Consider the following 26699-nt stretch of genomic DNA (forward strand, 5'->3'; position numbering starts at 1 on the left):
GCGGATAGTTTTTTCGCACAGAGAAAAAACAATACTAACGTCATCCCAACAGGTGCGCAACTTTAAGAATTTTCCCCATCTCTCCATCCTTATTTGTCCCACAAATGGCGGTATACGCGTTATTTTTTCGCCGTCATCGGATCTGTTGGCAACAATACATTTCTATCAGGGGGATAAAGGCTAAAACGGTGCAGAGGACACGCTTCGCGATCGCGACGTGAAAGTAACGCCTGTTCAGCGTATCGACTTGATGAATAACGGGGAAGAGCGTTTTGCGGGACGCAAATGGGTGGGGACCCTGCCAGCTACATCCCGGCACACACGTCACCTGCTGCGGCTGCTTCCTTCCGGACCTGACCGAGTTCACAAGTTAGTGTTGCGGGAGAACCAACAGGGTCCCCATTGACGGCTTCTGTACTCCGAAGCGGTGGGCATTATCGGCGATGCCCCATCAAATAGCAAGCCAACCCGGGCCAACCGCTGTTTTCTTGCCCACCTGCATTGTGGCACACTCTCCGCCTGGGTTTTGACTCGCGCAGGAACTGCAACATGCAACCAGAAGACGCCTCTTTCAGCCAGCGGGTATTCCATATCGTGGCCGCTATTCCGTACGGCAAAGTCACCACCTACGGTGAAGTCGCCCGTCTGGCCGGTTCGCCGCGCGCCGCGCGTCAGGTCGGCGGTGTGCTGCGGCGTTTGCCGGAAGGCAGCACGCTGCCGTGGCACCGCGTAATCAACCGGCACGGGCAAATCTCGCAACAGGGGGAGGATTTTCAACGGCAACGGCAGGCATTGCTGGCGGAGGGGATTATTTTCGGCCCGCACAGCACGGTCGATTTCGATCGCTACGGCTGGCGCTGGTAAAACAAAACAGCCTTTGGCCGAAGCGCAAAGGCTGTTGATTGGGTCTTGCCGTACCGCAGCAGAATTACTGCATCGCGCTTGGCGCAGCCTGCATCGGCACGCCCTGCACCGGAACCAGCAGCAGATCGGCGCGGGTGCCGTTGCGGTTAACCACTTCCTGGATCGTGTCGGTAATGAACATCAGTCGCCCGTTGACCGTCACCGCCGCGCTCAGAATGATGCGCGCATTCGGTTGGATATCAGACGGGTTGTACGGCAGCGTAAAGTTGAACGGCGCTTGTTGCCCTTCGGTACGTATCGCGCGCTGTGCAATCACTTTGGACGGCGCATCCGCCAGCGAGGCATCAGAGAGGGTGACAGTCAGTACGGCGTCCGGCGGCAGCGCAATGCGCTGACGTATATTAACCGAACCTGTCACCGCCGGCCCCTGAATCTGCGTTTGCGCAGCCGCCGGGTTGCCGGCCGCCGGTGTAGGCACATCAGCACTCTTTTGCGCGCATCCTGCCAGCGTGATCGTCAGTGCTGCGGCACCGCCTACGATTTGCCAGAGTTTCATGGATCGGTCTCCTTTTTTATTATCAACACGTTGGTGGCTTTCACCACCTCACTCATTAAACTTAGCACAAAACACTGATAAATCCACTTTGCCCCGCCTATTAATCACTTAGCCAGCCCAATGCGCTCACTATTAAGAGCATTCTCATCGGCCCTTTAACGCAAGATATTGACGCCGCGCCGTGATATTCCGCACACTGCGCAAAATGATTATTAGAAAGGTAACAATTTTATGAGCCAGGCATTGCAAAACCTCCTCGATCTGTTGGATCTGGAGAAAATCGAAGAAGGGCTGTTCCGCGGCCAAAGCGAAGATCTGGGGCTGCGTCAGGTGTTCGGCGGGCAAGTGGTCGGCCAGGCGCTGTACGCCGCCAAACAGACGGTGCCGGACGAGCGCAGCGTGCACTCGTTCCACAGCTACTTCCTGCGCCCGGGCGACAGCAGCAAGCCGATCGTCTACGACGTAGAAACCCTGCGCGACGGCAACAGCTTCAGCGCCCGTCGCGTCAGCGCCATCCAGCACGGCAAACCTATCTTCTATATGACCGCCTCCTTCCAGAGCCCGGAAGAAGGTTTCGAGCACCAGAACCAGATGCCGGACGTGCCGCCGCCGGAAGGGCTGCTGTCCGAATCAGAGATTGCTCAGAAGCTGGCGCCGATGCTGCCGACCAAAGTACGCGAAAAATTTATCGGTCAGAAGCCGATCGAAATGCGCCCGGTGAAATTCCACAACCCGTTGAAGGGCAGCGTGGAAGAACCGCATCGCTACGTGTGGTTCCGCGCCAACGGCAGCATGCCGGACGATGCGCGCATCCACCAATATCTGCTGGGCTACGCATCGGACTTTAACTTCCTGCCGACGGCGCTGCAGCCGCACGGCGTCGGCTTCCTCGAGCCGGGCATGCAGGTGGCCACCATCGACCATTCAATGTGGTTCCACCGCCCGTTCCGCATGGATGATTGGCTGCTGTACGCGGTGGAAAGCTCCTCCGCCTCCGGCGCACGCGGCTTTGTGCGCGGCCAGATATACACCCGCGACGGCGTGCTGGTCGCCACCACCGTACAGGAAGGGGTGATTCGCCAACGCGACGCCTGATTCGCGGCATAAAGGAAGGGGCGATGTTTCCATCGCCCCTTTTTGCTTCATCATTATTTTCGTATTTAGCGCACTGCCCTGCTTCGAGTCTTACTGGTTGTAGGCGCTCTCGCCGTGGCTGTTGACGTCCAACCCTTCGCGCTCCTGCTCTTCCGGCACTCTCAGCCCCACCATCGCGCCCGCGATCTTGAAGGCGATAAAGGCGGCGACGCTTGACCACACCAGCGTAATCACGACGCTCAGCAGTTGGATCCACACCTGATGCCCCATCGTCACCCCTTCGGCATAGCCGGTGCCGCCGAGGGAAGAAGCGGTGAACACGCCGGTCAGCAGACAGCCGACGATGCCGCACACGCCGTGCACGCCGAACACGTCGCAGGTGTCGTCCACTTTCAGCCATTTCTTCAACGTCACTACGCCCCACAGGCCGGCGACGCCCCCCACCAGGCCGATGATCAACGCGCCGCCCACGCCCACGGTGCCCGCCGCCGGCGTAACGGCAACCAGCCCGGCGATCATGCCGGAGCAGGCGCCCAGCAACGAAGGCTTGCCGCGCAGCACCCACTCGGCGAAGGTCCAGGACAGAATGGCGCCCGCAGTAGCCACCACAGTGTTCAGGAATGCCAAGGCCGCGATGCCGTTAGCCGCGCTGGCGGAACCGGCGTTAAAGCCGAACCAGCCGATATACAAGATGGACGCGCCGGTAAACACCATCGGCAGGTTATGCGGTTTGAACGCCTCTTTACCGAAGCCGGCGCGTTTGCCGAGCAGATAGGCGCCGATCAGCCCGGCGCTGGCGGCGTTGATGTGCACCACGGTGCCGCCGGCGAAGTCCAGCGCACCGTCGGTGGCCAGATAGCCACCGCCCCACACCATGTGTGCGATCGGCAGGTAAGACAGGGTGAACCACAGGATCGCGAAGATCAGCACCGCCGAGAAGCGAATGCGTTCGGCGAAGCCCCCCACCACCAGCGCCACGGTAATGCAGGCGAAGGAGGCCTGGAAAGCGACGTGGATCATCTGGCTGATGCTGCCGGTGACGCTGTCGATGCCGATGCCTTTCAGCATCGCCGTCTGGAATCCGCCGAACACCGCATTGCCTTCGCTGAACGCCAGGCTGTAGCCATACAGCACCCACAGCACGCAGACCAGCGCGAAGGTGACGGTGACCTGCGTCAGCATCGACAGCACGTTTTTGCCGCGCAGCAGGCCGCCGTAAAACAGCGCGATGCCGGGCAGCGTCATGAACAGCACCAACGCGGTGCAGATCATCATAAAGGCGTTGTCGGCCTTATCGGCGACCGCCGGGGCGGCCAGGGCCAAAGAAGGAACCAGTGTTACCGAACTCAGGCCCAACATGGATAACAGTCTTTTCATTATCAATCATCCCCATCACTTAACTGAGTTCGCGGTTACAGTGCCGATTCGTCGGTTTCGCCGGTGCGAATACGGATCACGCGTTGCAATTCGGCAACGAAAATTTTGCCGTCGCCGATTTTGCCGGTGTAGGCGGCTTTGCTAATCACATCAACCACTTCATCCAACTGATCGTCAGCGATGGCAATGTCAATTTTGACCTTGGGCAGGAAGTTGACGTTATATTCGGCACCGCGATACAGCTCGGCGTGCCCTTTCTGGCGGCCAAAGCCCTTCACTTCGGTTACGGTCAACCCCTGAATGCCCACGGAGGACAGAGCCTCGCGCACGTCCTCCAGCTTGAACGGTTTGATTACCACGGTCACCAGCTTCATATTGCCCCTCCACGAATTAAACCCAAACTCACCCCTGGTACGCGTCATATGTAGCAAGGCCTGTGCCAGATTTGATTTTGCATGACGATTCAGCGGATTAGCGGGAACGCGGGCACCATCAGACCGCGGCGCCATACCGATACCCTGAATTGATTAAATATCGCGCACTGATTTGGTGCGCATCGCGTCGAAAAAGTGCAGAAAGGGGGCATGGCGCAGGCGGGTTGCCTGCTTGTGGTGCGTGGGAAAAAAAGAAGGGCCGCGATCGCGGCCCATGCTCAGGCGGGTTGGCTCTCTTCGCGCACCGCTTCCGCCAGCTGCTCGCCCGCCAGCTGCAGCTGGTACATCTGGTAGTAGCGCCCCTGCTGCGCCAGCAGCTGCTGATGGTTGCCCTGCTCTACCGCCTGGCCGCGATGCAGCACCAGGATGGAATCGGCATCGACGATGGTCGACAGCCGGTGGGCGATCACCACCAGCGTGGTGTGCTCGCGGATCGCTCGCAGCGCGCGCTGGATCGCCTGTTCGGTGCCCGAGTCGATATTGGCGGTCGCCTCGTCGAGGATCAGGATCTGCGGCGCCTGCACCAAGACCCGCGCCATCGCCAGCAGCTGTTTCTGTCCGACGGACAGGTTATTGCCCTGCTCTCCCAGCCGGGTGTGAATACCCTGCGGGAAGCCGCGCACCAGACTCGCCAGCTGCACCGTTTCCAGCGCCTGCCACACGGCGTCTTCCTCGATGTTGCGGCCCAACGTAACGTTGGCCAGCACCGAATCGGCGATCACCACCGGATCCTGCTGCACCATCGCCACGCCCTGGCGCAGCGTGCGGTGCGACAGGCTGGAGATCGGGCGGCCATCGAGACGCACTTCCCCCTCGCTGACCGGGTAATAGCCCATCAGCAGGTTGGCCAAGGTGCTCTTGCCGCTGCCGGTATGCCCGACCAGCGCCACGAAGCCGCGCGAAGGCACCGCCAGCGAAATGTGCTGCAGCACCTTTTTGTCCGCGCGGTAAGAGAAGCTCAGATCGGTGATGTCGATGCGGCCACCGGCCAGCGGACGATCGTCGGCGCCGTAACTCTGCTGGCTGCGATCCATCAGCTCGAAAATGCGTTCACCGGCCACCACCGCCTGCTGCAGGATCGACTGCTGCGACGTGAGCTCGATCAGCGGTTCGTTCAGGCGCCCCAGGTAGTTGATGAAGGCATAGAGCACGCCGACGCCAATCACCCCCTCGCCGCTGAAGCCGAACAGCATCAGCAGCCCGCACAGCACCAGCGCCGAAAACAGGCTGAGCAGCGGCCGCAGCAGAAAACCGTCGAGCCGCAGGGTCTGCATGCGCGCCAGATAGTGCGACTGACTGGCGGCGCTCATGCGTTCACCGAAGCGCACCTGCTGGCGGAACTGCTGAATCACGCCCATGCCGTTGATCACTTCGTTGAAACCGTCGTTGATGTCCGCCAGATAGCTGCGCACCCGGCGCACGATCGGCGTGCTGTAGTATTGATAGATGCCCATCACCACAAACACCGCCGGGAAGATGCAGACCGCCACCAGCGCCATGCGCCAGTCGAGGCTGAACATCGCCACCAGCATGGCACCGATCAGCGCGGCGCTTTTCAGCACCGTGGAGACCACCATCACGTACAGATCCTTGATCACCTCGGTGTCGTTGGTGACGCGCGAGATCAATTGCCCGACCGGCTGCGTGTCGAAGGCGCTGAGCGGCTGGCGCAGCGCGGCGTCCATCACGTCGGTGCGCAGCCGCTGGACCACGCCTACCGCCGCCTGGTTGAACAGCAGCGCCTGGAAGTAGTGCAGCGCCGCCGCCAGCAGCTCCAGCAGGATGTAAGCCGCCGCCAGCCCGCCGACAATCATCAGCGGCAGTTGCCCTTTGGCGACGTAATTATCGATAAAATAGCTGACCAGGATCGGCCCGGCGACTTCCGCCGCCGCCGCCACCCACAGCATCAGCACCGCCACCCCCAGCGGTTTGCGGTACGGCGAGCCGTAGGCCAGTAGCCGCTTCAGCGTCGGCCACAGCTTTTGCACTTTATTCATCGGCCAACGCCTCCTCACCGTTTTCCGGCGCTTCGTCCAGCGCCGCTTCCAGCTGCTGATAACGGTACATATCGCGATACCAGCCCGGCTGCGCCGCCAGCGCCGCCGGATCGCCGCGCTGCGCCACGCCGCCGTGCTGCATCACCAGGATTTCGCTGGCTTCGGTCAATGCCGACAGCCGGTGCGCGCTGATGATCACCGTGCGATCTTGCCCCCAGCTGCGCAGGTTGTGCAGGATCTGGTGCTCGGTACGGCCGTCCACCGCCGACAACGCATCGTCGAGGATCAGGATCTCCGCATCCAGCAGCAACGCGCGCGCGATGGAGATGCGCTGTTTCTGGCCGCCCGACAGCATCACGCCGCGTTCGCCCACTTCGGTGTCATAGCCCTGCGGCAGCCGCAGAATGTCCTCATGGACGCTGGCCAGCCGCGCCGCCTGTTCAATCTGCGCCTGCGTCGCCCCCGGCTGGCCCAGCGCGATGTTGTTCGCCACGGTATCGGAGAACAGGAACGGCGTCTGGCTCACCACCGACAGCCGCGAACGCCAGTCGTCGAGCCTGACCTGCGGAAGCGGCAGGCCGTGATAGCGGATCTGCCCTTGGTCGACGTCGAACTGACGCTGGATCAGCGACAGTAATGTCGACTTACCGGCCCCGGTCGGCCCGCACAGCCCCAGCATCTGCCCCGGCTTCAACGTCAGCGCCAGGTCATGCAGCGCCGGGTGCGGGTTTTCCGGGTAGTGGAACGCGCGGATATCCACCTCCAGCACGCCGCGCCCGGCCGGCAACGCCTGCGGGCCGTCCTGCACCGCCGGCGCCTCGTTGAGCAGGCTGCGGATACGGCTGTAGGCCGCGCTGCCGCGCTCGACGATGTTGAACATCCAGGCCAGCGCCAGCATCGGCCAGATCATCAGGCCGAGGTACATCACAAAGCTGGTCAGTTGCCCGAGCGTCAGCGAACCGTTCACCACCATCCAGCTGCCGCCGCCGATGGCCAGCAGGTTAGAGGCGCCGATGGCGATATAAATGGTCGGATCGAAGCGCGCATCCACCCGCGCCACGTGCATGTTCTTGGCGCCGGTCTGCGCCGCGACGTCGGCGAAGCGGTTGGATTGGTGATCCTCCAACCCGAAGGCCTTGATCATGCGGATGCTGGTCATGCTTTCCTGCGCCTGATCGTTGAGGCTGGAAAACGCCGCCTGCGCCGATTTAAAGCGCTGGTGCAGCTGATCGCCGTAATATTTGATGGCGATCGCCATCAGCGGCATCGGGATTAACGCCAACACCGTCAGCTGCCAGCTGATTTGGGTGCTCATCACCACCAGCACCACCAACCCCATCACCAGCGAATCCACCAGCGTCAGCACGCCTTCACCGGCGGCGAACACCACGCGATCCACGTCGTTGGTGGCGCGCGCCATCAGATCGCCGGTGCGGTGGCGCAGGTAGAACGCCGGGTTCTGCCGACTGAGCTGACGGTAAAAGTTTTCGCGCAGCTCGACCGCCAGTTGGTAGGAAGCGCCGAACAGCAGCACCCGCCACACATAGCGCAGCAGGTAAACGACGATCGCGGTGCCGATCATCAGCCCGAGCCAGGCCAACAGCACGCCGGTAGACATCTGTTTTTCGGTGACGCCGTCCACGATGATGCCGACCAGTTTAGGCGGCAGCAGTTGCAGGATGGCGATGACGATAAGCAATACCACCGCGCCCAGGTAGCGGCGCCACTCCCGGCGGAAGTACCAGCCGATTTGTGCAAATAATCTCACGCAGTTTGATTCCAGGGTTTTATGAGGTTTGTCTCTTTTTCCGCTTCAACGGAGCAGGATACCACCGTTGAGCCGCCCGTCCGGTGAACTTTTCACTCCGGCACCGGCAGCGCGGTGGTGTACTTGATTTTTTCCATGGCAAAGCTCGAGGTGACGTCGATAAGGCCCGGCACGCCGTTCACCAGGCGCTTGTAAAAACCGTCGTAGCTTTTCATGTCCGCCACTTCGACCTGCATCAGGTAGTCGTACTCTCCCGCCATACGGTAGAACGCCAGCACCTCGGGCATCTGGCTGGTCAGCTGCACAAACGCCTGATACCACTCGCTGCTGTGCTGCTGGGTCTTGATCAGCACGAACGCCGTCAGCCCCAGGCCAAGCTTTTCGTTATCCAACAAGGCCACCCGGCCGCGGATATAGCCTTCGTCTTCCAGACGCTTCAGGCGCTTCCAGCACGGCGTAGAGGTCAAATTAACCGCATCGGCCAGCGCCTGCAGCGACTGGGTGCAATCTTGCTGCAGCATGCACAGCAGCTTACGGTCTGTTTTATCTAACATAGCGGCCACCTGGAGAAAAATTTTCTCCCATTAAGCGATTAAACAGGGAAAATGGCAATCCTTTTTTCCCGCCGACAGGCTATGCTACGCCATAAATCAGCCCCCTATTCTGAGGCCAAATCATGACAAACTCTTGGGTAAAATATGCTATCGGTGAAATAGAAGCGGATTTTCAGCGCTCCGCCGATACGCACCTGATTCGCCTGAACCTGCCGGCGTTTCCCGGCATCTGCCTGTATCTGAAGGATGAGAGCACCCACCCGACCGGCAGCCTGAAACACCGTCTGGCGCGCTCGCTGTTCCTTTATGGCCTGTGCAACGGCTGGATCACCGAGAACACCACCATCATCGAGGCCTCTTCCGGCAGCACGGCGGTGTCCGAAGCCTACTTCGCGCGGCTGATCGGTCTGCCGTTCATCGCGGTGATGCCGTCCTGCACCGCACGCCGCAAGGTGGAACAGATCGCCTTTTACGGCGGCCGCTGTCACTTCGTCGATCACGCCGCCCAGATCTACGCCGCCTCCGAACAGCTGGCGAAAGAGCTGAACGGCCACTATATGGATCAGTTCACTTACGCCGAACGCGCCACCGACTGGCGCGGCAACAACAACATCGCCGACAGCATCTTCCGCCAGATGGCGCGCGAACCCTTCCCGGTGCCGAAACACATCGTGATGAGCGCCGGCACCGGCGGCACCTCCGCCACGCTGGGGCGTTATATCCGCTATCAGGGGCACGACACCCAATTGACGGTGGTCGATCCGGAAAACTCGGTGTTCTATGACTGCTTCCACCACGGCGATCGCACCCTGATCGGCAGCTGCGGCAGCCGTATCGAAGGCATCGGCCGCCCGCGCGCCGAGCCGTCGTTCATCCCGTCGGTGGTCGACAACATGCTGCGGGTGCCGGATGCCGCCAGCATCGCCACCATTCACTGGCTGGAAGGCGTGCTCGGCCGCAAGGTCGGCGCCTCCACCGGCACCAACGTCTGGGGTGCGCTGCAGCTGGCGAAACAGATGCGGGAAAACGGCGAGCAAGGGTCGATCGTCACCCTGCTGTGCGACAGCGGCGAGCGTTACCTGGATACCTATTACAACCCGGAATGGGTCAGCAACAACATCGGCGATCTGCAGCCGTATCTGGCGCAGCTGGCAAATTTGTAACGCCAGGCTTCGGGTAAAAAAAAGCCGGGTAGTCATACCCGGCCGGCTGTAAGGAGAACCTCATTCTTCGGGGGAATAGGTGAGGCAAGGTGAACGCAGCCAATGTTGTAAATAGTGGGCCACCGCCTGTTGTTGGCAATGGCCGATAACCGGCAGCTGCGGCAGCAGGGATTTCAGCTGCGGCAGGGCGTTGCCCATCACCACGCCGTGTCCCACCGCCCCCAGCATCTCTTTGTCGTTCATCGCGTCGCCGAACGCCATGCAGTCGGCCATCGTCAGCCCCAGATGGCGACTCAGTCGGTCCAGCGCCGTGCCTTTGTTGCAACCGAGCGGCAGCACCTCCAGGCAGTCGTAGGCGGAAAAGCATAGGTCTGCCTCACCGCCCAGCTGCGCCCGCAGCTGTACCTGCAATGCCAGCAACTCCTCGTGCGGCGCGACAAAACACACCTTGCTGTTGCCGAACGCCGGCAGGCGGCGCACGTCGGCCAGCTGAAAACGAAAACCGCTCAGGTGATGCGCCCGCAGCATCTCTTCCGGCACGGGGAATTCGGTCAGCCAACCTTCGTCGCGGAACACGTGCATACTGGCGCGGGTGCGCCAATGATGATGCAGCACCTCTTCGGCGACCGCCGCCGGCAGATCGGTGGCGTGCAGCTGTTGGCCACGGTTGTCATACACCCGCGTGCCGTTGCCGGTGATCAGATAGCCCTGCAGCCCCAGCTGCGCCATGATCGGTTGCGCATCAAGGTAGTGCCGCCCGGTGGCGAACGTCACCACCATCTCCCGCTCCACCAGCTGGTTCAGCACCGCCAGCGTTTCCGGGCCAACCCGGTGATCCGGCATCAACAGCGTGCCGTCCATATCGAAAGCCGCCAGGCGATACATAAAGACCTCATGAATGTGAACGCGATTACAATCAGTGCAGTATGGGATGGTATTTGCGGAAGTAATAGTGAACAATTTGGGAAAACTGTTCCGGATTTCTGCTCATGCGCCTGGTTCACCGTCTCAGCCAATATCAACGCCTGTATCAACAGCTCGGCAACGCGACGGTCGCCGTGACCATCGGCGAGCTGGCGGCAATATTCTACTGCAGCGAACGCCATGCCCGCACGCTGGTGCAGCAGCTGCAGGATCAGGGCTGGCTGAGCTGGCATTCGCAGCCCGGCCGCGGCAAACGCGCCAGCCTGCGCTGCCTGAAAACACCGGATGAGCTGCGCGCGCAGCTGTTGCAGCAGCTGTTGCAACAGGGCAATCATCAGGGGGCGCTGGAGATGGCGCAGCTCGATCCGCAACACCTGCAGGATCTGCTCAGCCCGCACCTCGGCGGGCAATGGCAGGCCGGCAGCCCGACGCTGCGCATTCCCTATTACCGTACGCTGGAGGCGCTCGATCCGCTCACGCTGACCGGCCGCGCCGAGCAACATCTGGTGTCGACCCTGCACGCCGGGCTGACGCGCCTGATGACCGGTAACCCGGAGCCGCAGCCCGATCTGGCGCACCACTGGCAGATAAGCGATGGCGGCCTGCGCTGGCGATTCTTTTTGCGTAGCCAGCTGCGCTGGCACAACGGCGAACCGTTGACCGGCCAGCAACTGCTGCAAACGCTGGAAAAACTGCTGGGCCATCCGCGCAGCCAACCCAGCCTGAGCAGCGTCGCGAACGTCAGCCTGCCGCATCCGCTGTGCATTCAGTTCGACCTGCACCTGCCGGACTATTGGCTGGCACACCGGCTGGCGGAGCTGCCTTGTCTGATGACGCACCCCGAACTGCCGGCCATCGGCGCCGGCCCATTTAAACTGGCGTTGAATGAACCGCAGTTGGTGAGGCTGGAACAGCATGCCGGTTACCATCTGCAGCATCCGTATCTGGACACCATCGAATACTGGATCACGCCCGATCTGCCCATCACCGGCGCCGACGCCAGCTGCCGGCATCCGGTGCGCATCACCATCGGTCAGCAAGACGATTTGGCGCAGGCCCGGCCGGTGCAGCGCAGCATGAGCCTGGGCTGGTGTTATCTGGCGCTGAACCTGCGCCACGGCGTGCTGAGCGAAGCCCAGGGGCAAAAGCTGCTGATGCTGATCCAGCAGTCCGGCCTGCTCAGCCATCTGCCGATCCCCAACAGCGTGATCACCCCCAGCCATGAAATGCTGCCCGGCTGGCGCATCCCCAGCCAACGGATTGAAGAAGATGTCCCGCTGCCCGCTCGGCTAACATTGCTGTATCGGCCGCCGGTCGAGCTGCAAACGGTGACGGTCGCGCTACAGCGGCTGCTCGCGCAGCACGGCTGCGAGCTGGAAGTGCGTTACTACGCCGGCAAGCGCTGGCAAAGCGAGGTGCAAATCGCCCAGGCCGACCTGCTGCTGGCAGACAACCTGATCGGCGAGGCGCCTGAGGCGACGCTGGAGAGCTGGCTGCGGCAGGATTCGCTGTGGCGCGGTATCCTGACGGCAAGCCGCTGGCAGCAGCAGCAGGAGACGCTGCGGGAGATCCAACAGCTGCAGGCGCAGCCACTGCGCTTCGAACGGCTGCAGGCCTATTATCAACAGCTGATGGCCGCCGCCATCATCACGCCGCTGTTCCACTACCAGTATCAGATCAGCGCGCCGCCGCGTATGCATGGCGTGACGCTGACCGCCCATGGCTGGTTCGATTTTTGCCAGGCGTGGCTGCCGCCGCCGGTGGATGACGCACCGACCGGAGCCGAACCGCCCTGCGCCTGACGGCCCTTTCTGCTACTATTGTCGCCGCAACGCAATTTTTATCCTGCCGCCCGAATGTGTATCGGGAATGGCCAAAGCCCAAAAAGGTGATTTTATGAAGCGCGCGGTTGTCGTTTTCAGCGGTGGACAAGACTCCACGACCTGCTTGATCCAGGCATTGCAACAGTATGACGAAGTTCACTGCGTCACGTTCGATTACGGCCAGCGCCATCGCGCCGAAATTGAAGTGGCTCAGGAGCTGTCGGAGGCCCTCGGCGCCAAGGCGCACAAGGTGCTGGACGTGACGTTGCTCAATGAGCTGGCCATCAGCAGCCTGACTCGCGACAATATTCCGGTTCCCGCCTACGATCCCAACCATAAAAACGCGCTGCCGAGCACCTTCGTGCCGGGCCGCAACATCCTGTTCCTGACGCTGGCGGCGATCTACGCCTACCAGGTGGAAGCGGAGGCGGTGATCACCGGCGTGTGTGAAACCGACTTCTCCGGCTACCCGGATTGCCGCGACGAGTTCGTCAAAGCGCTGAACCAGGCGGTGGTGTTGGGCATCGCCCGCGATATCCGCTTCGAAACGCCGTTGATGTGGCTGAACAAGGCCGAAACCTGGGCGCTGGCGGACTATTACCAGCAGCTGGATCGGGTGCGTCAGGATACGCTGACCTGCTACAACGGCATCAAGGGTGACGGCTGCGGCGAATGCGCCGCCTGCAACCTGCGCGCCAATGGCCTGACGCAGTATCGCGCCAACCAGGCGGAAGTGATGGCGGCGTTGAAACAGAAGGCCGGTCTGGCCTGAGGCAGCGACGGCGGCAGCCGCCGCCGGTGAGCTGACTGCGAATGTTATTTGGGCGTGAGCGCTTCCAGGTGCTCGCGCAATTCCCCTTCAATCGGCAGCGCCCGCTGCGTTTTCAGATCGACGCACACGAAAGTCAGCAGCGCGTCGGCCACCGGCGTCCCCGCCGGATCCTGCGTCACCTTCTGGCTCAGTACCCCGCTTTTGCCGTTGAGCTGCACCATCTGGCTGTCGATGCGCAGTTTATCCCCCAATACCGCCGGGCTGCGGTAATTGATATTGATGTTCACCACGATGAAAGCGATGTTGTTTTCCGTCATCCAGCGGAACCCTGCCTCGTTTTCCAGCCACTCCCAGCGCGCCTCCTCCAGAAACTCCAGATAGCGGGCATTGTTAACGTGCTGGTAGACATCAAGGTGATAACCGCGAACTTTGATAAAGGTTTGCATAGGGAACGATCGCTCCTGCCTGGTGATTACAGAAAGAGGGAGCCGCGTGGGCTCCCTCGCCCGTTTGGTCAACGCGCCAAACTGGTAAGACCTGTAAAATGTAGCAGAGTCGCCATTGCCTCAGCGGCATTTTGCCGCGCAGCCGCGACCGGGATCACATTTTCAGCCGAGTGCGGTTCTTCTCGAACAGCGCCGGTCCGATGCCCGGCACCTCCTGCAGTTGCTCAACCTGGGTGAATGGCCCGTTCTGTTCGCGATAGCGCACAATGCCTTCCGCCTTCTTCAGACCGACACCGCTCAAAGCCGCTGCGAGCTGTTCGGCGGTGGCCTGATTGATGCTGACCGCCGTCTCTTCGGCCGCCTTGGTCATCGCCTGTTGCCCGCCATTGCTCGTCGGGGTTGAGAGCATCGGCGCCGGCGCATCGGCTTTATCCGCCGCGGCGGCCGGCACCGCCAGGCATAACAACAGCGCGGCCAGCGCGGCTTTAACGTGATGACGGTAACCTGATAACGTTTTTTTCTCTGTATGTTGCATGCTGTATCCTCCTTGTGTGTGACAGCACGGCTACCTTGCCGCGGCGGCAGATATTCAGCAATCGGCGGATATCAGATGTGGAAAAGGCCGCGAAAGCGGCCTTTGTTTGTTGCACTGCGTTGCAGAAAAATGCGGCGATTACTGCGGCTGTTGCTCAGCGGCGCCCATTTTAATTTTGGCTTCTTTACGCAGGCTCGCCAGCAGCGAATCGAAGGAAACGCCGGTCGCGCCCTCTTCCATCTTGCCGACGAAGGTTTTCATTTCGTCTTCCGGCAGCGTGCCTGGCTTCACCGCATCGAGTGCGATCAGCACCACGTTGTCCTGGCGATCCTGCGACATGCCGTACACCGGTTTGCCGTCCTGCGGGTGCGGCAGCGCGAACACGCTCTCCACCAGCTGGCTGTCTTCCGGCGCGCGCGCCATCTTCTGCACGGCACCAAAGCTCAGGCCGGCGGCTTTCATCGCCTCATCGCCCTTGCCCTGCTTCAGCTCAACCAGCAGCTTCTCACCCTGCAGTTTCGCTTCTTGCACCGCCTTGTTGCGCTTCACCAGATCCGCCACGCGGTCTTTTACCTGGTCGAACGGCTCGATGCCTTCCGGCTTGTGGCCGCTCACGCGCACCACGAAGGCGCGGTCGCCGTCTACGGTGATCACGTCGGAGTTACTGCCCGGCGCGCCGTTCTCGCCGATCAGCGAACCGTCGAAGATCGCCTGCACCACCGGTTTGAAGTTCAGCGCCGCAGGGATGTTGTCGCGGGTGAACCAGTCGGTTTGCGCCGCTTTCACGCCGGCTGCTTCTTCAGCCGAGGCCAGGGATTCGTTGTCGCTGGTTGCCGCTTCGCTCACCTTCTGCTGCAGCGCGTAATACGCATCTACCGCTTTCTCCTGCTTCACCTGCTTGGCGATAGCGTCATGCACTTCGCTCAGCGGCTTCAGTTTCTCTGGTTCGATGTCGTTCAAACGCACGATCAGGTAGCCGACGGAAGATTTCACCACGCCGGACAGCTGCCCTTTTTCAGTCAGGTTAGCCTGCTTCAGCTCGTCGGCGGTGGTTTCCGGCTCCAGCCAACCCAGTTCGCCGCCGGTACGGCGTGAAATGATGTCGGTGGATTTCTCTTTCGCCAGCGTGGCGAAATCGGCGCCCTTCTTCAGCTCATCCAGCGCCGCATTGGCTTCCGCCTCGGTTTTCAGCTGGATCACGCTGTAGTTTTTACGCTCCGGCTGGCCGTAGCTGCTCTTGTGCTGGTCGTAGTAAGCGCTGATGTCCTCTTCGCTCACTTTCACCTTGTCCTGCATGGACGCGGCGTCCAGCGGGATATAGCTCACCTTCACCTGCTCCGGGGCGATGAAGCTGTTCTTGTTCTGATCGTAATACGCCTTCAGTTCGTCGTCGCCGGCGCTCTGTTTCGCCTGCAGCGCCTTCAGATCGATAGTCGCCAGACGCACGTCGCGCTCCTGCAGCACCAACGCCGCCATGGCTAGTGATTCGGACGGCAGCACGAAGCCGGATTCGCCGAAGGCCTGGATCAGCTGCTGATTGACCAGCTGCTGACGCATCGACTGCGCGAAGTTGTCGGCGGTGTAGCCCATACGGCCGATCAGGTCGAGGTACTTGGCGTTATCGAACTGGCCGTTGGTTTGGAAATAAGGCGCCTTGCGGATGGCGTCCTTGATCTGATCGTCGCTGACCGCCAGGCCCAGCTTCTTGGCGTATTGGTCGAGCAGCATGTTGTCGATCAACTGGGACAACACCTGACGGCGCATCTGCTGCATGTAGCCTTCGTTGCCGGCCAGCGCAGAGAACTGGTCACCCAGCTGCTGCTGCATGCGGCTACGCTCGCTTTGGAAAGCCTGTTCCAGCTGAGCGCGTTCGATCGTCTGACCATTTACTTTCGCAGCATAATCGCCGGAGCCGCCGATCAGGTAGTTACCCACCCCGGTCAGGACGAATGACAGGATGATCAGGGCCAGGATGATTTTGAGCACGACGTGATTGGCAGCCGCGCGTAAATTGTCCATCATAGTGTGACAACACTCCGCTGTGATGTGGATTAACAACCCTTGTGCAGGCGCGTTCCCTGCGACAAAAATAAAAAAAGCGCATCAGTCCGATGCGCCTTGTATCTTACCTTACCAGCACCGCTGCGTCAGGTGATTGTTTATTACAAAACCCTGTTACGCTAAACGGTTAGACGCCAAATCAGTTTACAGCGTCTTTCAGCGCTTTCCCTGCACGGAAGGCCGGCACTTTGGCTGCCGCGATCTTGATTTCTTTACCGGTTTGCGGGTTACGGCCGGTACGAGCCGAACGTTCACGCACGGTGAAGGAACCGAAACCAACCAGAGCCACGTCATCCCCAGCTTTCAGAGAGTCGGTAACGGAAGCGATTACTGCGTCTAAAGCACGTCCAGCTGCCGCTTTGGAAATATCAGCACCTGCGGCAATCTTGTCGATCAGTTGTGACTTATTCACTCTATCATCCCCTCTAGAATTCTATCGTCGCACCGAAAAATCCCTACGGTTGCGACAGCGCAGCTGTTATATCAATCCCATCGAACCTTGGCAAGCCACCGACTGGGTGGCAAAACGTGGGCCGACAGAGATCTAACTTAGCGGTACAAAAAAATACTGGCAAGTCCGAAATGGCTTGCCAGTATAAGTTTTATCAATGGTTTTTGCGATTCGTCACTATTTTGCCGCTACCGGCAGTGCGCCGAAGGCCGGGTTTTGCAACGCAATGTTCAAAACTTCATCGATTCGCTGCACCGGATGAATCTCCAGATCGGCGATTACATTGTCCGGGATCTCTTCCAGATCGCGCTTGTTCTCGTAAGGGATCAGCACGGTTTTGATGCCGCCGCGATGCGCCGCCAACAGTTTCTCTTTCAGGCCGCCGATCGGCAACACCTGGCCGCGCAGCGTGATCTCGCCGGTCATCGCCACATCGGCGCGTACCGGGTTGCCGGTCAGGCAGGAGACCAGCGCGGTGCACATCGCGATACCGGCGCTTGGGCCGTCTTTCGGCGTCGCCCCTTCCGGCACGTGCACGTGGATGTCGCGCTTCTCGTAGAAATCGGCGTTGATGCCCAATTTCTCCGCGCGCGCGCGCACCACGGTCAGCGCCGCCTGAATCGATTCCTGCATCACTTCACCCAGAGAGCCGGTGTAAGTCAGCTTGCCTTTGCCCGGCACGCAGGCGGTTTCGATGGTCAGCAGATCGCCGCCCACTTCCGTCCACGCCAGCCCGGTGACTTCGCCCACGCGGTTTTCGGTATCCGCACGGCCGTAATCGACGCGCTGCACGCCCAGGTAGTCCTTCAGGTTGTCGCCGTTGATCTCGATGTGCTTGCGCTTCTTGTCCATCAGCAGCGTTTTCACCGCTTTACGGCACAGTTTGGAGATTTCACGCTCCAGGCTGCGCACCCCGGCTTCGCGGGTGTAGAAGCGAATGATGCCGATGATGGCGCTGTCGTCGACCGTCAGCTCGCCTTTTTTCAGCGCGTTGCGCTCAAGCTGCTTCGGCAGCAGGTGCTGTTTGGCGATGTTGAGCTTTTCGTCCTCGGTATAACCCGACAGACGGATCACTTCCATACGGTCCAGCAGCGGCGCAGGGATGTTCATCGAGTTGGAGGTGGCGACGAACATCACGTCGGACAGATCGTAATCCACTTCCAGGTAGTGGTCGTTGAACGCCACGTTCTGTTCCGGATCCAGCACCTCCAGCAGAGCGGAAGCCGGATCGCCGCGCATGTCGGAAGACATCTTGTCGATCTCATCCAGCAGGAACAGCGGGTTCTTCACCCCAACCTTGGCCATTTTCTGGATCAGTTTGCCCGGCATCGATCCGATGTAGGTACGGCGGTGACCGCGGATTTCCGCTTCGTCACGCACGCCGCCCAACGCCATGCGCACGTACTGGCGCCCGGTCGCTTTGGCGATCGACTGCCCCAGCGAGGTTTTACCCACGCCCGGCGGCCCAACCAGACACAGGATAGGCCCTTTGATTTTGCTGACGCGGCTCTGCACCGCGAGGTACTCGAGGATGCGATCCTTGACGCGCTCCAGGCCGTAGTGATCGGTATCGAGCACTTCCTGCGCCTTGACCAGGTCTTTTTTCACCTTGCTGCGCGCGTTCCACGGCACCTGAAGCATCCAGTCGATGTAGCCGCGTACCACGGTCGCTTCCGCCGACATCGGCGACATCATCTTCAGCTTTTGCAGTTCCGCTTCGGTTTTCTCGCGCGCCTCTTTCGGCATTTTCGCCGCATCGATCTTGCGCTTCAGCGCTTCGTGCTCGTCCGGCGCGTCGTCCATCTCGCCCAGTTCTTTCTGAATCGCCTTCATCTGCTCATTCAGATAGTACTCGCGCTGGCTCTTCTCCATCTGCTTCTTGACGCGGTTGCGGATGCGTTTCTCAACCTGCAGCAGGTCGATCTCCGACTCCATCATCGCCATCAGGTATTCCAGACGCTCGGTGATGTCGGACATCTCGAGCACCGACTGTTTGTCGCTGAGTTTCAGCGGCATGTGGGCGGCGATGGTGTCCGCCAGGCGCGCGGCGTCGTCGATGCTGTTCAGTGACGTCAGCACCTCCGGCGGGATTTTTTTGTTCAGTTTGATATAGCCTTCAAACTGATTGATCGCGGTGCGCACCAGCACTTCCTGCTCGCGCTCGTCGATAGCCGGCGATTCAAGGTATTCCGCCTGCGCGGCAAAATGCTCACCGCTGTCGGACAGCGTAGTGATGCGTGCGCGCTGCAGCCCCTCGACCAGCACTTTTACCGTGCCGTCCGGCAGCTTCAGCATCTGCAGGATCGACGCTACGGTGCCAACCGAGAACAAGTCGTTAATGCCAGGTTCATCCGTTGAGGCCTCTTTCTGTGCCACCAGCATGATCTTCTTATCGTGATCCATTGCGGCTTCGAGGCACCGAATCGATTTTTCCCGGCCAACAAATAACGGGATCACCATGTGCGGATAAACCACCACGTCGCGCAATGGCAAAACGGGGATTTCAATGCGTTCGGAACGCTCAGGGTTCATAGAGCTCTCTCTTAGTTTAATTTCCGCCAGGTTGAGGGGGAATCTCATGAGACGCAAGCATCTAACGTTTCATAAAATCTGGTTAATGAGTATATGGGGATGAATCTCTTACATTCAACGGCAAGAATGCAGGAAAAAGAAATGGGGGATGAAATCCCCCATTTTGCTGATAACGCGCTGGTTTAACTGGCTAATTATTCGCCAGATGCCTGGGCTTCCGGCTTGCCGTAAATCAGCAGCGGTTTGGATTGACCGGCGATCACCGACTCGTCGATCACCACTTTATCCACGCTGTCCATCGACGGCAGATCGTACATGGTATCGAGCAGCGCGCCTTCCACGATGGAACGCAGGCCGCGGGCGCCGGTTTTGCGCGCCATGGCTTTCTTGGCGATGGCGTTCAGCGCTTCGTCACGGAACTCCAGCTCCACGCCTTCCAGGTTGAACAGCGCCTGATACTGCTTGGTCAGAGCGTTCTTCGGCTCTTTCAGGATCTGAATCAGCGCGTCTTCGCTCAGCTCGCTCAGGGTCGCCACCACCGGCAGACGGCCGATGAACTCAGGGATCAGACCGAACTTGATCAGGTCTTCCGGTTCGGCCTGCAGCAACAGTTCGCCTTCAGTGGCCTTCTCGGACTCGCCCTTGACGGTCGCGCCGAAGCCGATGCCGGAGCCGGTGTTGACGCGCTGACCGATCACCTTATCCAGGCCGGCAAATGCGCCGCCGCAGATAAACAGGATCTTGGAGGTATCGACCTGCAGGAACTCCTGCTGCGGATGCTTGCGCCCCCCCTGCGGCGGAACCGCGGCGATGGTGCCTTCAATCAGCTTCAGCAGCGCCTGCTGCACGCCTTCACCCGAAACGTCACGCGTGATAGACGGGTTGTCGGACTTGCGGGAAATCTTATCGATTTCATCGATATAAACGATGCCGCGCTGCGCTTTCTGCACGTCATAGTCACATTTTTGCAACAGCTTCTGGATAATATTTTCCACGTCCTCGCCCACGTAACCGGCTTCGGTCAGCGTGGTGGCGTCGGCCATGGTGAACGGCACGTCCAGGAAGCGCGCCAGCGTTTCCGCCAGCAGAGTCTTGCCGCTACCGGTTGGGCCAATCAGCAAGATGTTGCTCTTGCCCAACTCGATACCGTTGCTGGTATCGCCGTTGCGCAGGCGTTTGTAGTGGTTGTACACCGCAACCGCCAGCACTTTCTTCGCCTGCTCCTGACCGATGACATAGTCATCCAGGTGGTGGCGGATTTCGTGCGGCGTCGGCAGCGCACTGCGCTCACGATGCGGGGCAACTTCTTTAATCTCTTCGCGAATAATGTCGTTACACAGATCGACACATTCATCGCAGATATACACTGACGGCCCGGCAATCAGCTTACGCACTTCATGCTGGCTTTTGCCGCAAAAAGAGCAGTACAGCAGCTTTCCTGAACCGTCTTTGCGCTTATCTGTCATCAGTCAAACCTCTTCTTTAGTCTTGTCCCGCAGGAAAATCACGGCGGCAGTGCGCCCAAACTCATATCGGGAACGCCGGGGGGCTACAACAGAGCGAGCCCCTGCCCACTCTGATTACTATAGTCCATCGGCGCCGCGTGGTTCTAGCTGCGGTGTGTCAGAATGCCGTCAACCAGGCCGTATTCCACGGCTTCTTCCGCGGTCATAAAGCGATCGCGCTCGGTATCGCGCTCGATCTGCTCCAGCGGCTGGCCGGTATGCTCGGCCATCAGTTCATTCATGCGCGCTTTCACCTTGAGGATTTCACGCGCGTGGATTTCGATGTCCGTCGCCTGGCCCTGGTAGCCGCCCAGCGGCTGGTGAATCATCACGCGCGAGTTCGGCAGGCAGAAACGTTTGCCTTTGGCGCCCGCGGTCAGCAGGAAGGAGCCCATCGAGCACGCCTGCCCCATACAGATGGTGCTGACGTCCGGCTTGATGAACTTCATGGTGTCGTAAATCGACATGCCCGCGGTGATCACCCCGCCCGGCGAGTTGATGTAGAGGAAAATGTCTTTTTCCGGGCTTTCCGCTTCGAGGAACAGCATTTGCGCCACGATCAGGTTGGCCATGTGATCTTCCACCTGGCCGGTCAGGAAAATGATGCGCTCTTTCAGCAGGCGGGAATAGATGTCGTAAGAACGCTCCCCGCGTGAAGTCTGCTCTACCACCATCGGCACCAGCGCCATGTTCGGTGCAAATTGATCTCGTTCGCCACTGTATGACATTACCGTCTCCTAATAGAAATTGCCTTGGCGGCCAGGGTGTCACCCTAATACGCCGATTCTACTTGAGAACGGCCATGATGACTATGCTCAAGCATTCGACCCGCGCCACACGTACCCGACGGTTATTTCATCCCGCGCACTTTGGCAAACAGCCCCAGAATTATTCTTTACAGATTGGGGGAGCCCGGCGCGATTTCAAGCCCAGAGGCCGATTTTCTCCGCGCGCCGGAAACGATGCCGTTATTCTGACCGTTATCATGCCAGCCAGTTCCCCAGGCAACAGGGTAAATATAGTGCATATTGCCCCGCTTAACCTGAGATTAATCAGCAACGTGGCAAAAAGAAAAGCCCGCAACCTGAGGTTGCGGGCTTTTTCATCGTGCGCCGGTTCGCCAGGCGAAACCGGGGGCGCCGTTCATCGCGCCCGGCACGCAGGCATTACGCCTGTTGAGTTTGGTTCATCAGCTCGCTGAAGGTAGTGGCTTTTTCAGTCACTTTCGCTTTTGCCAGCAGGGCTTCAACCGCTTGCTCTTCCAGAGCCACGTTGCGCATGTTGTTCATCAGCTCTTTGTTTTTGCTGTAGAACTCAATGACTTCGCTCGGATCTTCGTAGGCGGAGGCCATTTCTTCGATCAGCGTCTTCACGCGGTCTTCGTCAGCTTTCAGATCGTTGGTGCTGATCACTTCGCCCAGCAGCAGGCCAACCACTACGCGGCGTTTGGCTTGCTCTTCGAACAGCTCGCGTGGCAGTTCCAGCGCTTGCTTCTCGTTGCCGCCGAAACGCTGTGCAGCCTGACGACGCAGCACGTCGATTTCGCCGTCGATCAGCGCAGCAGGCACGTCGATTTCGTTCGCGCTCACCAGGCCTTCGATCGCCTGAGACTTGATGCGGTTACGCACGGCGCCTTTCAGCTCGCGCTCCATGTTCTTGCGAACTTCGGTGCGCAGGCCGGCAACGGAACCGTCCGCCACGCCGAAACGCTTGATGAACTCTTCGGTCAGTTCCGGCAGCTCGCGCTCTTCAACTTTCTTCAGCACGATAGCGAATTTAGCCGCTTTGCCCTTCAGGTTTTCCGCGTGGTAGTCTTCCGGGAAGTTCACGTCGATGGAGAACTCTTCGCCCGCTTTGTGACCGACCAGACCTTCTTCGAAGCCTGGGATCATGCGGCCCTGGCCCATTGCCAGCACGAAGTCGGACGCTTTGCCGCCTTCGAACTCTTCACCGTCGATAGAACCGGTGAAGTCAACGGTCACGCGATCTTCAGCTTCCGCCGCGCGATCGGTTTCTTTCCAGGTCGCCTGCTGCTTACGCAGAGTGTCCAGCATCGCGTCGACGTCTTCGTCGTTCACTTCCACTACTGGTTTTTCAACTTCGATGTTTTCCAGGCCTTTCAGCTCAACTTCTGGATACACTTCGAATTCAACGGCGAAAGTGAAGTCTTCACCTTCTTTGTACTCGCCCGGCACGTAGTTTGGTGCGCCGGCCGGATTAATCTTTTCTTTGATGATCGCGTCAACGAAGCTGCGCTGCATCGCTTCGCCCAGCACGTCCTGACGAACAGAGGCGCCGTAACGCTGTTCCACGATGTTCATCGGCACTTTGCCTTTGCGGAAGCCGTCGATACGCACGCTTTTCGCTGCGTTGATCAGCTCTTTCTTCACCGCCTGCTTGATAGTATCAGCCGGTACAGTAATAGAGAGACGGCGCCCAAGGCCTTGAGTGGTTTCTACTGAAACTTGCATCTTGTTACCTCAAAAAAATCACAGTGCTCGGTCAACTCCGTTCCAAGAACCAGGACGGCTACAAATAAGAACCGAGTTCCCTGATGACAGAAGCGTCCCGAAACCATTCCGGAAAAATAAGACGCGACATTATAGCGGCGCATGCATGGCGAGTCGAGGAAAGCTAGGCGGCGCAGGCGCGCTAAAAATCACACTTTTGTCGATTCGATCGCCAAAAGGCCGCCAAAACAGACCGAACGTTGGCCATATTGCGCATCGGCCGTGTCGTCGTCAAAAACAGAAACGGCCCGCAGGCCGTTTCAAAATTCGTCAGTAGTAATACCCTAATTCGAGGGCAAAGTTCCACTGATACCTGAAAATTTCCCCCTCAGGCCAGCGTCCCGGCGCCGCGGCACGGCGGCGAGGCCGGCACGGTATCCTGCAACCCTTCCCACTCTTTGAGCGTATAGGTGTGCAGCGCCAGCGCGTGTACGCCATCGGCCAACTCTTCCGACAATACCCCGTAGATGGAGCGGTGACGCGTCAAAAACCGTTCGCCGACGAAGCGATCGCTGACCAATACCACTTTGAAATGACTTTCTGAACCCGCCGGAACGTTATGACGATAGCTTTCATCAACGACTTCCAGATACGCGGGCTCAAACGCCGCCCTTAACTTTGCTTCTATTTGCTCGCGAATCATAGGATCTCCTTACAACACCGGCAGAGGACCGTGCCCATCTAGTTCAATATTAGCCGGTTTTCCCCCGTTTAGACCATCGCCTGGACAAATTTCTCTTTTCTGCGGTCAGAGGATGAGCGTCATCCCCGCCGCTTGGGGGATTATCCGATTGAGCGGGCCAAAAAAGCGTGTTTTTATCAACGGCAGGTAAAAATTTGTCACTCAGGCGCCTTCCGCGCTTCCACCGCACGGCGGCGATGCTATGATGTCGGCAATTCGTTGTCGGCTATCCCGCTCTGATTATTGCTAAATCCATCGAGAATGAGACAGAAAACATGTTAAAGAAACTTTGTCTTCCTTTGCTGACCGCCCTGCTGCTGGCCGGCTGCGCGACCAGCAGCAACACCCTGAACGTCACGCCGAAAATCGTTCTGCCGCAGCAGGATCCGACCCTGCAGGGCATCACCATCAGCATCAACGGCGCGGATCAGCGCACCGATCAGGCGCTGGCCAAGGTAAACCGCGACGGCCAACTGGTCACGCTGACGCCGTCGCGCGATCTGCGTTTCCTGCTGCAGGAAGTGCTGGAGAAACAAATGGGCGCCCGCGGTTACATGATTGGCGCCGACGGCCCGGTCGCGCTGCAGGTGGTCGTCAATAATCTGTACGCGGACGTATCCGAAGGCAACCTGCGCTACAACATCACCACCAAAGCCGACATCTCGATCATCGCCCAGGCGAAGAACGGCAACAAACAGGTGAAAAACTACCGCTCGACCTATAACGTGCAGGGCGCCTTCACGGCGACCAACGACAAGATCACCGACGCCGTCAACTCCGTGCTGGGCGACGTGATCGCAGATATGGCGCAGGACACCAGCGTCAACGACTTTATCAAGCAAAACGCGCGCTAATCGGCGCGCCTGGCGCCGCCCGGCGGATCGGGCGGCGCAGACAGGGAACTCATGTCGAAACACTATCTGAACATCTTCACCCAGCGTAACTCCGCCATTCTGCTGCTGCTGGGCTTCGCGTCGGGTCTGCCGCTGGCACTGACCTCCGGCACGCTGCAAGCCTGGATGACCGTCGAAAACATCGATCTGAAAACCATCGGCATCTTCTCGCTGGTGGGCCAGGCCTACGTCTTCAAATTCCTCTGGTCGCCCTTCATGGATCGCTATACCCCGCCGTTCCTCGGGCGGCGGCGCGGTTGGCTGCTGATCAGCCAGCTGCTGCTGGTGGCGGCGATCGTGGCGATGGGCTTTATGCAACCCGCGCAGCACCTGTGGTGGCTGGCGGCGTTGGCGGTGCTGGTGGCGTTCTGCTCCGCCTCGCAAGATATCGTGTTCGACGCCTATAAAACCGACCTGCTGAAAGCCGAAGAACGCGGCGCGGGCGCGGCGATATCGGTGCTGGGTTATCGGCTGGCGATGCTGGTTTCCGGCGGCCTGGCGCTGTGGCTGGCGGATCGCTATTTCGGCTGGCAAGCCACCTACTGGCTGATGGCCGGATTGATGCTGATCGGCGTGGCCGCCACGCTGATGGCGCCGGAACCGGATGAAAGCATCCCGGCGCCGCGCACCATGGAACAGGCGGTCGTCGCGCCGCTGCGCGATTTCTTCAGCCGCAACAACGCCTGGCTGATCCTGCTGCTGATCGTGATGTACAAAATGGGCGACGCCTTCGCCGGCAGCCTGAGCACCACCTTCCTGATCCGCGGCGTGGGATTCGACGCCGGCGAAGTGGGGCTGGTGAACAAAACCCTCGGGCTGTTCGCCACCATCGTCGGCGCTCTGTTCGGCGGCGTGCTGATGCAGCGTCTCACCCTGTTCCGCGCCCTGATGCTGTTCGGCGTCCTGCAGGCGGTATCCAATCTCGGCTATTGGATTCTGGCGGTGACCGACAAGAACCTGCTCACCATGGGCAGCGCCATCTTCCTTGAAAACCTGTGCGGCGGCATGGGCACCGCGGCCTTCGTCGCGCTGCTGATGACGCTGTGCAACCGTTCGTTCTCCGCCACCCAGTTCGCGCTGCTGTCGGCGCTGTCCGCCGTGGGTCGCGTTTATGTCGGGCCGATCGCCGGCTGGTTCGTCGAAGCCCATGGTTGGCCGCTGTTCTATCTGTTCTCGATCGCCGCCGCGCTGCCGGGCTTGCTGTTGCTCGGCGTCTGCCGCCAGACGCTGGAACACACCCAGCAGCATGGCGATTTTATGCCGCGCACCGCGTTTACCCAGGCTTACCGCTGGGCGCTGCGCCTGCTGACGCTGGGCTGCTCGCTGCTGGGGCTGTGGTTGCTGCTGCTGATCGCCAATGCGCTCGACTGGACGCAGGCGCCGCTGTTGGCCGACCGGCTGCTGCAGATCGGCGCCGCATTGAGCCTGCTCGGCGTCGCGATGGGCAGCATGCTGGATTATCTGGCGCTGCGCCGCGCTCGTTTGGCGTAACCCGACCGGCCGGCGATTTTGCCGGCCGAAAAAAAAGCGATCCGGGGGTGTATTTATTTCGTTAAAAAAAGATAATCAGCGAGAAAATTATTTTTTTATCCGACTGCGGCGCTCGGAAATAAAATTAAATTCACCTTTAAGACACAATTATTTTACATTAAATAAACCTTTTCTGCGTATTTCCCCGCCGCGCATTTCTTCGCCAGATTCATCATACCTTTAGTTTTCCTTAACATACGGACTGCTCGTCACGATTCAGCGTGCCA

23 protein-coding genes and 1 other RNA gene are annotated in these 26699 nt (G+C 59.7%); 7 read left to right on the forward strand and 17 right to left on the reverse strand.

Features of this window, described 5'->3' with window-relative positions:
- Nucleotides 1-296 precede the first annotated feature (296 nt).
- Nucleotides 297-393: signal recognition particle sRNA small type (gene ffs / locus HWW83_RS15840), an RNA gene on the reverse strand.
- A gap of 156 nt (nucleotides 394-549) precedes the next feature.
- On the opposite strand from ffs, the gene HWW83_RS15845 reads away from it, so the two are divergent.
- The gene (locus HWW83_RS15845) at nucleotides 550-864 is read left to right on the forward strand and encodes an MGMT family protein (RefSeq protein WP_033642088.1); all 315 of its coding nucleotides are present in this window, start codon (nucleotides 550-552) and stop codon (nucleotides 862-864) included.
- A gap of 64 nt (nucleotides 865-928) precedes the next feature.
- On the opposite strand, the gene HWW83_RS15850 is transcribed toward HWW83_RS15845, so the two are convergent.
- Complete coding sequence (locus tag HWW83_RS15850; protein ID WP_033642087.1) at nucleotides 929-1420, reverse strand: YbaY family lipoprotein; 492 nt, start codon at nucleotides 1418-1420, stop codon at nucleotides 929-931.
- Between the two features lie 231 nt (nucleotides 1421-1651).
- Between HWW83_RS15850 and tesB the strand changes: the two genes are divergently transcribed.
- Nucleotides 1652-2515, forward strand: coding sequence for an acyl-CoA thioesterase II (tesB, locus tag HWW83_RS15855; RefSeq protein WP_033642086.1), 864 nt, complete (start codon nucleotides 1652-1654; stop codon nucleotides 2513-2515).
- A gap of 90 nt (nucleotides 2516-2605) precedes the next feature.
- Here tesB and amtB read toward each other — a convergent pair whose 3' ends face one another.
- The 5 genes from amtB to HWW83_RS15880 form a co-directional block, all read right to left on the reverse strand.
- On the reverse strand, nucleotides 2606-3892 hold the full coding sequence (amtB, locus tag HWW83_RS15860; RefSeq protein WP_033651092.1) for an ammonium transporter AmtB: 1287 nt from the start codon (nucleotides 3890-3892) through the stop codon (nucleotides 2606-2608).
- Between the two features lie 35 nt (nucleotides 3893-3927).
- On the reverse strand, nucleotides 3928-4266 hold the full coding sequence (gene glnK, locus HWW83_RS15865; protein WP_004940327.1) for a P-II family nitrogen regulator: 339 nt from the start codon (nucleotides 4264-4266) through the stop codon (nucleotides 3928-3930).
- Nucleotides 4267-4544: 278 nt separating this feature from the next.
- A complete protein-coding gene (gene smdB / locus HWW83_RS15870) occupies nucleotides 4545-6323 on the reverse strand; it encodes a multidrug efflux ABC transporter permease/ATP-binding subunit SmdB (protein ID WP_160204024.1) in 1779 nt (592 codons plus the stop codon).
- Nucleotides 6316-8091, reverse strand: coding sequence for a multidrug efflux ABC transporter permease/ATP-binding subunit SmdA (smdA, locus tag HWW83_RS15875; protein ID WP_046688360.1), 1776 nt, complete (start codon nucleotides 8089-8091; stop codon nucleotides 6316-6318). Before smdA ends, smdB begins: the two co-directional genes overlap by 8 nt.
- Nucleotides 8092-8183: 92 nt before the next feature.
- Nucleotides 8184-8645, reverse strand: a complete 462-nt coding sequence (locus HWW83_RS15880; RefSeq protein ID WP_004940330.1) for an Lrp/AsnC family transcriptional regulator — start codon at nucleotides 8643-8645, stop codon at nucleotides 8184-8186.
- A gap of 122 nt (nucleotides 8646-8767) precedes the next feature.
- On the opposite strand from HWW83_RS15880, the gene HWW83_RS15885 reads away from it, so the two are divergent.
- Nucleotides 8768-9808 (forward strand): PLP-dependent cysteine synthase family protein, encoded by a 1041-nt coding sequence (locus HWW83_RS15885; protein ID WP_046688359.1) that lies wholly within the window; start codon nucleotides 8768-8770, stop codon nucleotides 9806-9808.
- Nucleotides 9809-9868: 60 nt separating this feature from the next.
- Here the strand turns inward: HWW83_RS15885 and cof are convergent, their stop codons facing one another.
- A complete protein-coding gene (cof, locus tag HWW83_RS15890) occupies nucleotides 9869-10693 on the reverse strand; it encodes an HMP-PP phosphatase (RefSeq protein ID WP_069100182.1) in 825 nt (274 codons plus the stop codon).
- A gap of 104 nt (nucleotides 10694-10797) precedes the next feature.
- Here cof and HWW83_RS15895 point away from each other — a divergent pair, with 104 nt between their 5' ends.
- Both HWW83_RS15895 and queC read left to right on the forward strand, forming a co-directional pair.
- Complete coding sequence (locus HWW83_RS15895; protein ID WP_069100181.1) at nucleotides 10798-12534, forward strand: SgrR family transcriptional regulator; 1737 nt, start codon at nucleotides 10798-10800, stop codon at nucleotides 12532-12534.
- Nucleotides 12535-12628: 94 nt separating this feature from the next.
- Nucleotides 12629-13327 carry a 7-cyano-7-deazaguanine synthase QueC gene (gene queC, locus HWW83_RS15900; RefSeq protein WP_160204021.1) on the forward strand — a complete coding sequence of 233 codons (699 nt, stop codon included), beginning with the start codon at nucleotides 12629-12631 and terminating at the stop codon, nucleotides 13325-13327.
- 44 nt (nucleotides 13328-13371) lie between these two features.
- On the opposite strand, the gene HWW83_RS15905 is transcribed toward queC, so the two are convergent.
- From HWW83_RS15905 to bolA, 9 genes are all read right to left on the reverse strand, one after another.
- Entirely contained in the window at nucleotides 13372-13773 is a 402-nt protein-coding gene (locus HWW83_RS15905) for an acyl-CoA thioesterase (protein WP_033642075.1), read from the reverse strand.
- Nucleotides 13774-13927: 154 nt separating this feature from the next.
- Entirely contained in the window at nucleotides 13928-14308 is a 381-nt protein-coding gene (locus tag HWW83_RS15910; RefSeq protein WP_033642074.1) for a ComEA family DNA-binding protein, read from the reverse strand.
- A gap of 138 nt (nucleotides 14309-14446) precedes the next feature.
- Nucleotides 14447-16330, reverse strand: a complete 1884-nt coding sequence (gene ppiD / locus HWW83_RS15915) for a peptidylprolyl isomerase (protein ID WP_046688356.1) — start codon at nucleotides 16328-16330, stop codon at nucleotides 14447-14449.
- 178 nt (nucleotides 16331-16508) lie between these two features.
- Nucleotides 16509-16781 carry a nucleoid-associated protein HU-beta gene (gene hupB / locus HWW83_RS15920; protein ID WP_004940351.1) on the reverse strand — a complete coding sequence of 91 codons (273 nt, stop codon included), beginning with the start codon at nucleotides 16779-16781 and terminating at the stop codon, nucleotides 16509-16511.
- Between the two features lie 216 nt (nucleotides 16782-16997).
- On the reverse strand, nucleotides 16998-19352 hold the full coding sequence (lon, locus tag HWW83_RS15925; RefSeq protein ID WP_019454189.1) for an endopeptidase La: 2355 nt from the start codon (nucleotides 19350-19352) through the stop codon (nucleotides 16998-17000).
- Nucleotides 19353-19546: 194 nt separating this feature from the next.
- A complete protein-coding gene (gene clpX, locus HWW83_RS15930; protein WP_004940354.1) occupies nucleotides 19547-20818 on the reverse strand; it encodes an ATP-dependent protease ATP-binding subunit ClpX in 1272 nt (423 codons plus the stop codon).
- 143 nt (nucleotides 20819-20961) lie between these two features.
- On the reverse strand, nucleotides 20962-21585 hold the full coding sequence (clpP, locus tag HWW83_RS15935) for an ATP-dependent Clp endopeptidase proteolytic subunit ClpP (RefSeq protein ID WP_016928858.1): 624 nt from the start codon (nucleotides 21583-21585) through the stop codon (nucleotides 20962-20964).
- Between the two features lie 438 nt (nucleotides 21586-22023).
- The gene (tig, locus tag HWW83_RS15940) at nucleotides 22024-23328 is read right to left on the reverse strand and encodes a trigger factor (RefSeq protein ID WP_031300019.1); all 1305 of its coding nucleotides are present in this window, start codon (nucleotides 23326-23328) and stop codon (nucleotides 22024-22026) included.
- A 367-nt stretch (nucleotides 23329-23695) separates the two neighbouring features.
- The gene (bolA, locus tag HWW83_RS15945; RefSeq protein WP_004940361.1) at nucleotides 23696-24010 is read right to left on the reverse strand and encodes a transcriptional regulator BolA; all 315 of its coding nucleotides are present in this window, start codon (nucleotides 24008-24010) and stop codon (nucleotides 23696-23698) included.
- A 314-nt stretch (nucleotides 24011-24324) separates the two neighbouring features.
- Between bolA and HWW83_RS15950 the strand changes: the two genes are divergently transcribed.
- Together HWW83_RS15950 and ampG are read left to right on the forward strand one after the other, a co-directional pair.
- Nucleotides 24325-24903 carry a lipoprotein gene (locus tag HWW83_RS15950; protein WP_033642071.1) on the forward strand — a complete coding sequence of 193 codons (579 nt, stop codon included), beginning with the start codon at nucleotides 24325-24327 and terminating at the stop codon, nucleotides 24901-24903.
- A 51-nt stretch (nucleotides 24904-24954) separates the two neighbouring features.
- The gene (gene ampG, locus HWW83_RS15955; protein WP_047572454.1) at nucleotides 24955-26433 is read left to right on the forward strand and encodes a muropeptide MFS transporter AmpG; all 1479 of its coding nucleotides are present in this window, start codon (nucleotides 24955-24957) and stop codon (nucleotides 26431-26433) included.
- Nucleotides 26434-26699 lie beyond the last annotated feature (266 nt).

Source organism: Serratia ureilytica (genome assembly GCF_013375155.1).
GTDB classification, from domain to species: domain Bacteria; phylum Pseudomonadota; class Gammaproteobacteria; order Enterobacterales; family Enterobacteriaceae; genus Serratia; species Serratia ureilytica.

What these genes read in the sequence shown, in the direction of transcription:
- amtB (WP_033651092.1), bottom strand. Translation starts at nt 3,892, where the DNA reads ATGAAAAGACTGTTATCCATGTTGGGCCTGAGTTCGGTAACACTGGTT.
- HWW83_RS15885 (WP_046688359.1), top strand. Translation starts at nt 8,768, where the DNA reads ATGACAAACTCTTGGGTAAAATATGCTATCGGTGAAATAGAAGCGGAT.
- HWW83_RS15910 (WP_033642074.1), bottom strand. Translation starts at nt 14,308, where the DNA reads ATGCAACATACAGAGAAAAAAACGTTATCAGGTTACCGTCATCACGTT.
- smdB (WP_160204024.1), bottom strand. Translation starts at nt 6,323, where the DNA reads ATGAATAAAGTGCAAAAGCTGTGGCCGACGCTGAAGCGGCTACTGGCC.
- tesB (WP_033642086.1), top strand. Translation starts at nt 1,652, where the DNA reads ATGAGCCAGGCATTGCAAAACCTCCTCGATCTGTTGGATCTGGAGAAA.
- clpX (WP_004940354.1), bottom strand. Translation starts at nt 20,818, where the DNA reads ATGACAGATAAGCGCAAAGACGGTTCAGGAAAGCTGCTGTACTGCTCT.
- ppiD (WP_046688356.1), bottom strand. Translation starts at nt 16,330, where the DNA reads ATGATGGACAATTTACGCGCGGCTGCCAATCACGTCGTGCTCAAAATC.
- clpP (WP_016928858.1), bottom strand. Translation starts at nt 21,585, where the DNA reads ATGTCATACAGTGGCGAACGAGATCAATTTGCACCGAACATGGCGCTG.
- HWW83_RS15905 (WP_033642075.1), bottom strand. Translation starts at nt 13,773, where the DNA reads ATGCAAACCTTTATCAAAGTTCGCGGTTATCACCTTGATGTCTACCAG.
- queC (WP_160204021.1), top strand. Translation starts at nt 12,629, where the DNA reads ATGAAGCGCGCGGTTGTCGTTTTCAGCGGTGGACAAGACTCCACGACC.
- HWW83_RS15850 (WP_033642087.1), bottom strand. Translation starts at nt 1,420, where the DNA reads ATGAAACTCTGGCAAATCGTAGGCGGTGCCGCAGCACTGACGATCACG.
- tig (WP_031300019.1), bottom strand. Translation starts at nt 23,328, where the DNA reads ATGCAAGTTTCAGTAGAAACCACTCAAGGCCTTGGGCGCCGTCTCTCT.
- ampG (WP_047572454.1), top strand. Translation starts at nt 24,955, where the DNA reads ATGTCGAAACACTATCTGAACATCTTCACCCAGCGTAACTCCGCCATT.
- glnK (WP_004940327.1), bottom strand. Translation starts at nt 4,266, where the DNA reads ATGAAGCTGGTGACCGTGGTAATCAAACCGTTCAAGCTGGAGGACGTG.
- HWW83_RS15845 (WP_033642088.1), top strand. Translation starts at nt 550, where the DNA reads ATGCAACCAGAAGACGCCTCTTTCAGCCAGCGGGTATTCCATATCGTG.
- lon (WP_019454189.1), bottom strand. Translation starts at nt 19,352, where the DNA reads ATGAACCCTGAGCGTTCCGAACGCATTGAAATCCCCGTTTTGCCATTG.
- HWW83_RS15895 (WP_069100181.1), top strand. Translation starts at nt 10,798, where the DNA reads ATGCGCCTGGTTCACCGTCTCAGCCAATATCAACGCCTGTATCAACAG.
- cof (WP_069100182.1), bottom strand. Translation starts at nt 10,693, where the DNA reads ATGTATCGCCTGGCGGCTTTCGATATGGACGGCACGCTGTTGATGCCG.
- bolA (WP_004940361.1), bottom strand. Translation starts at nt 24,010, where the DNA reads ATGATTCGCGAGCAAATAGAAGCAAAGTTAAGGGCGGCGTTTGAGCCC.
- HWW83_RS15880 (WP_004940330.1), bottom strand. Translation starts at nt 8,645, where the DNA reads ATGTTAGATAAAACAGACCGTAAGCTGCTGTGCATGCTGCAGCAAGAT.
- HWW83_RS15950 (WP_033642071.1), top strand. Translation starts at nt 24,325, where the DNA reads ATGTTAAAGAAACTTTGTCTTCCTTTGCTGACCGCCCTGCTGCTGGCC.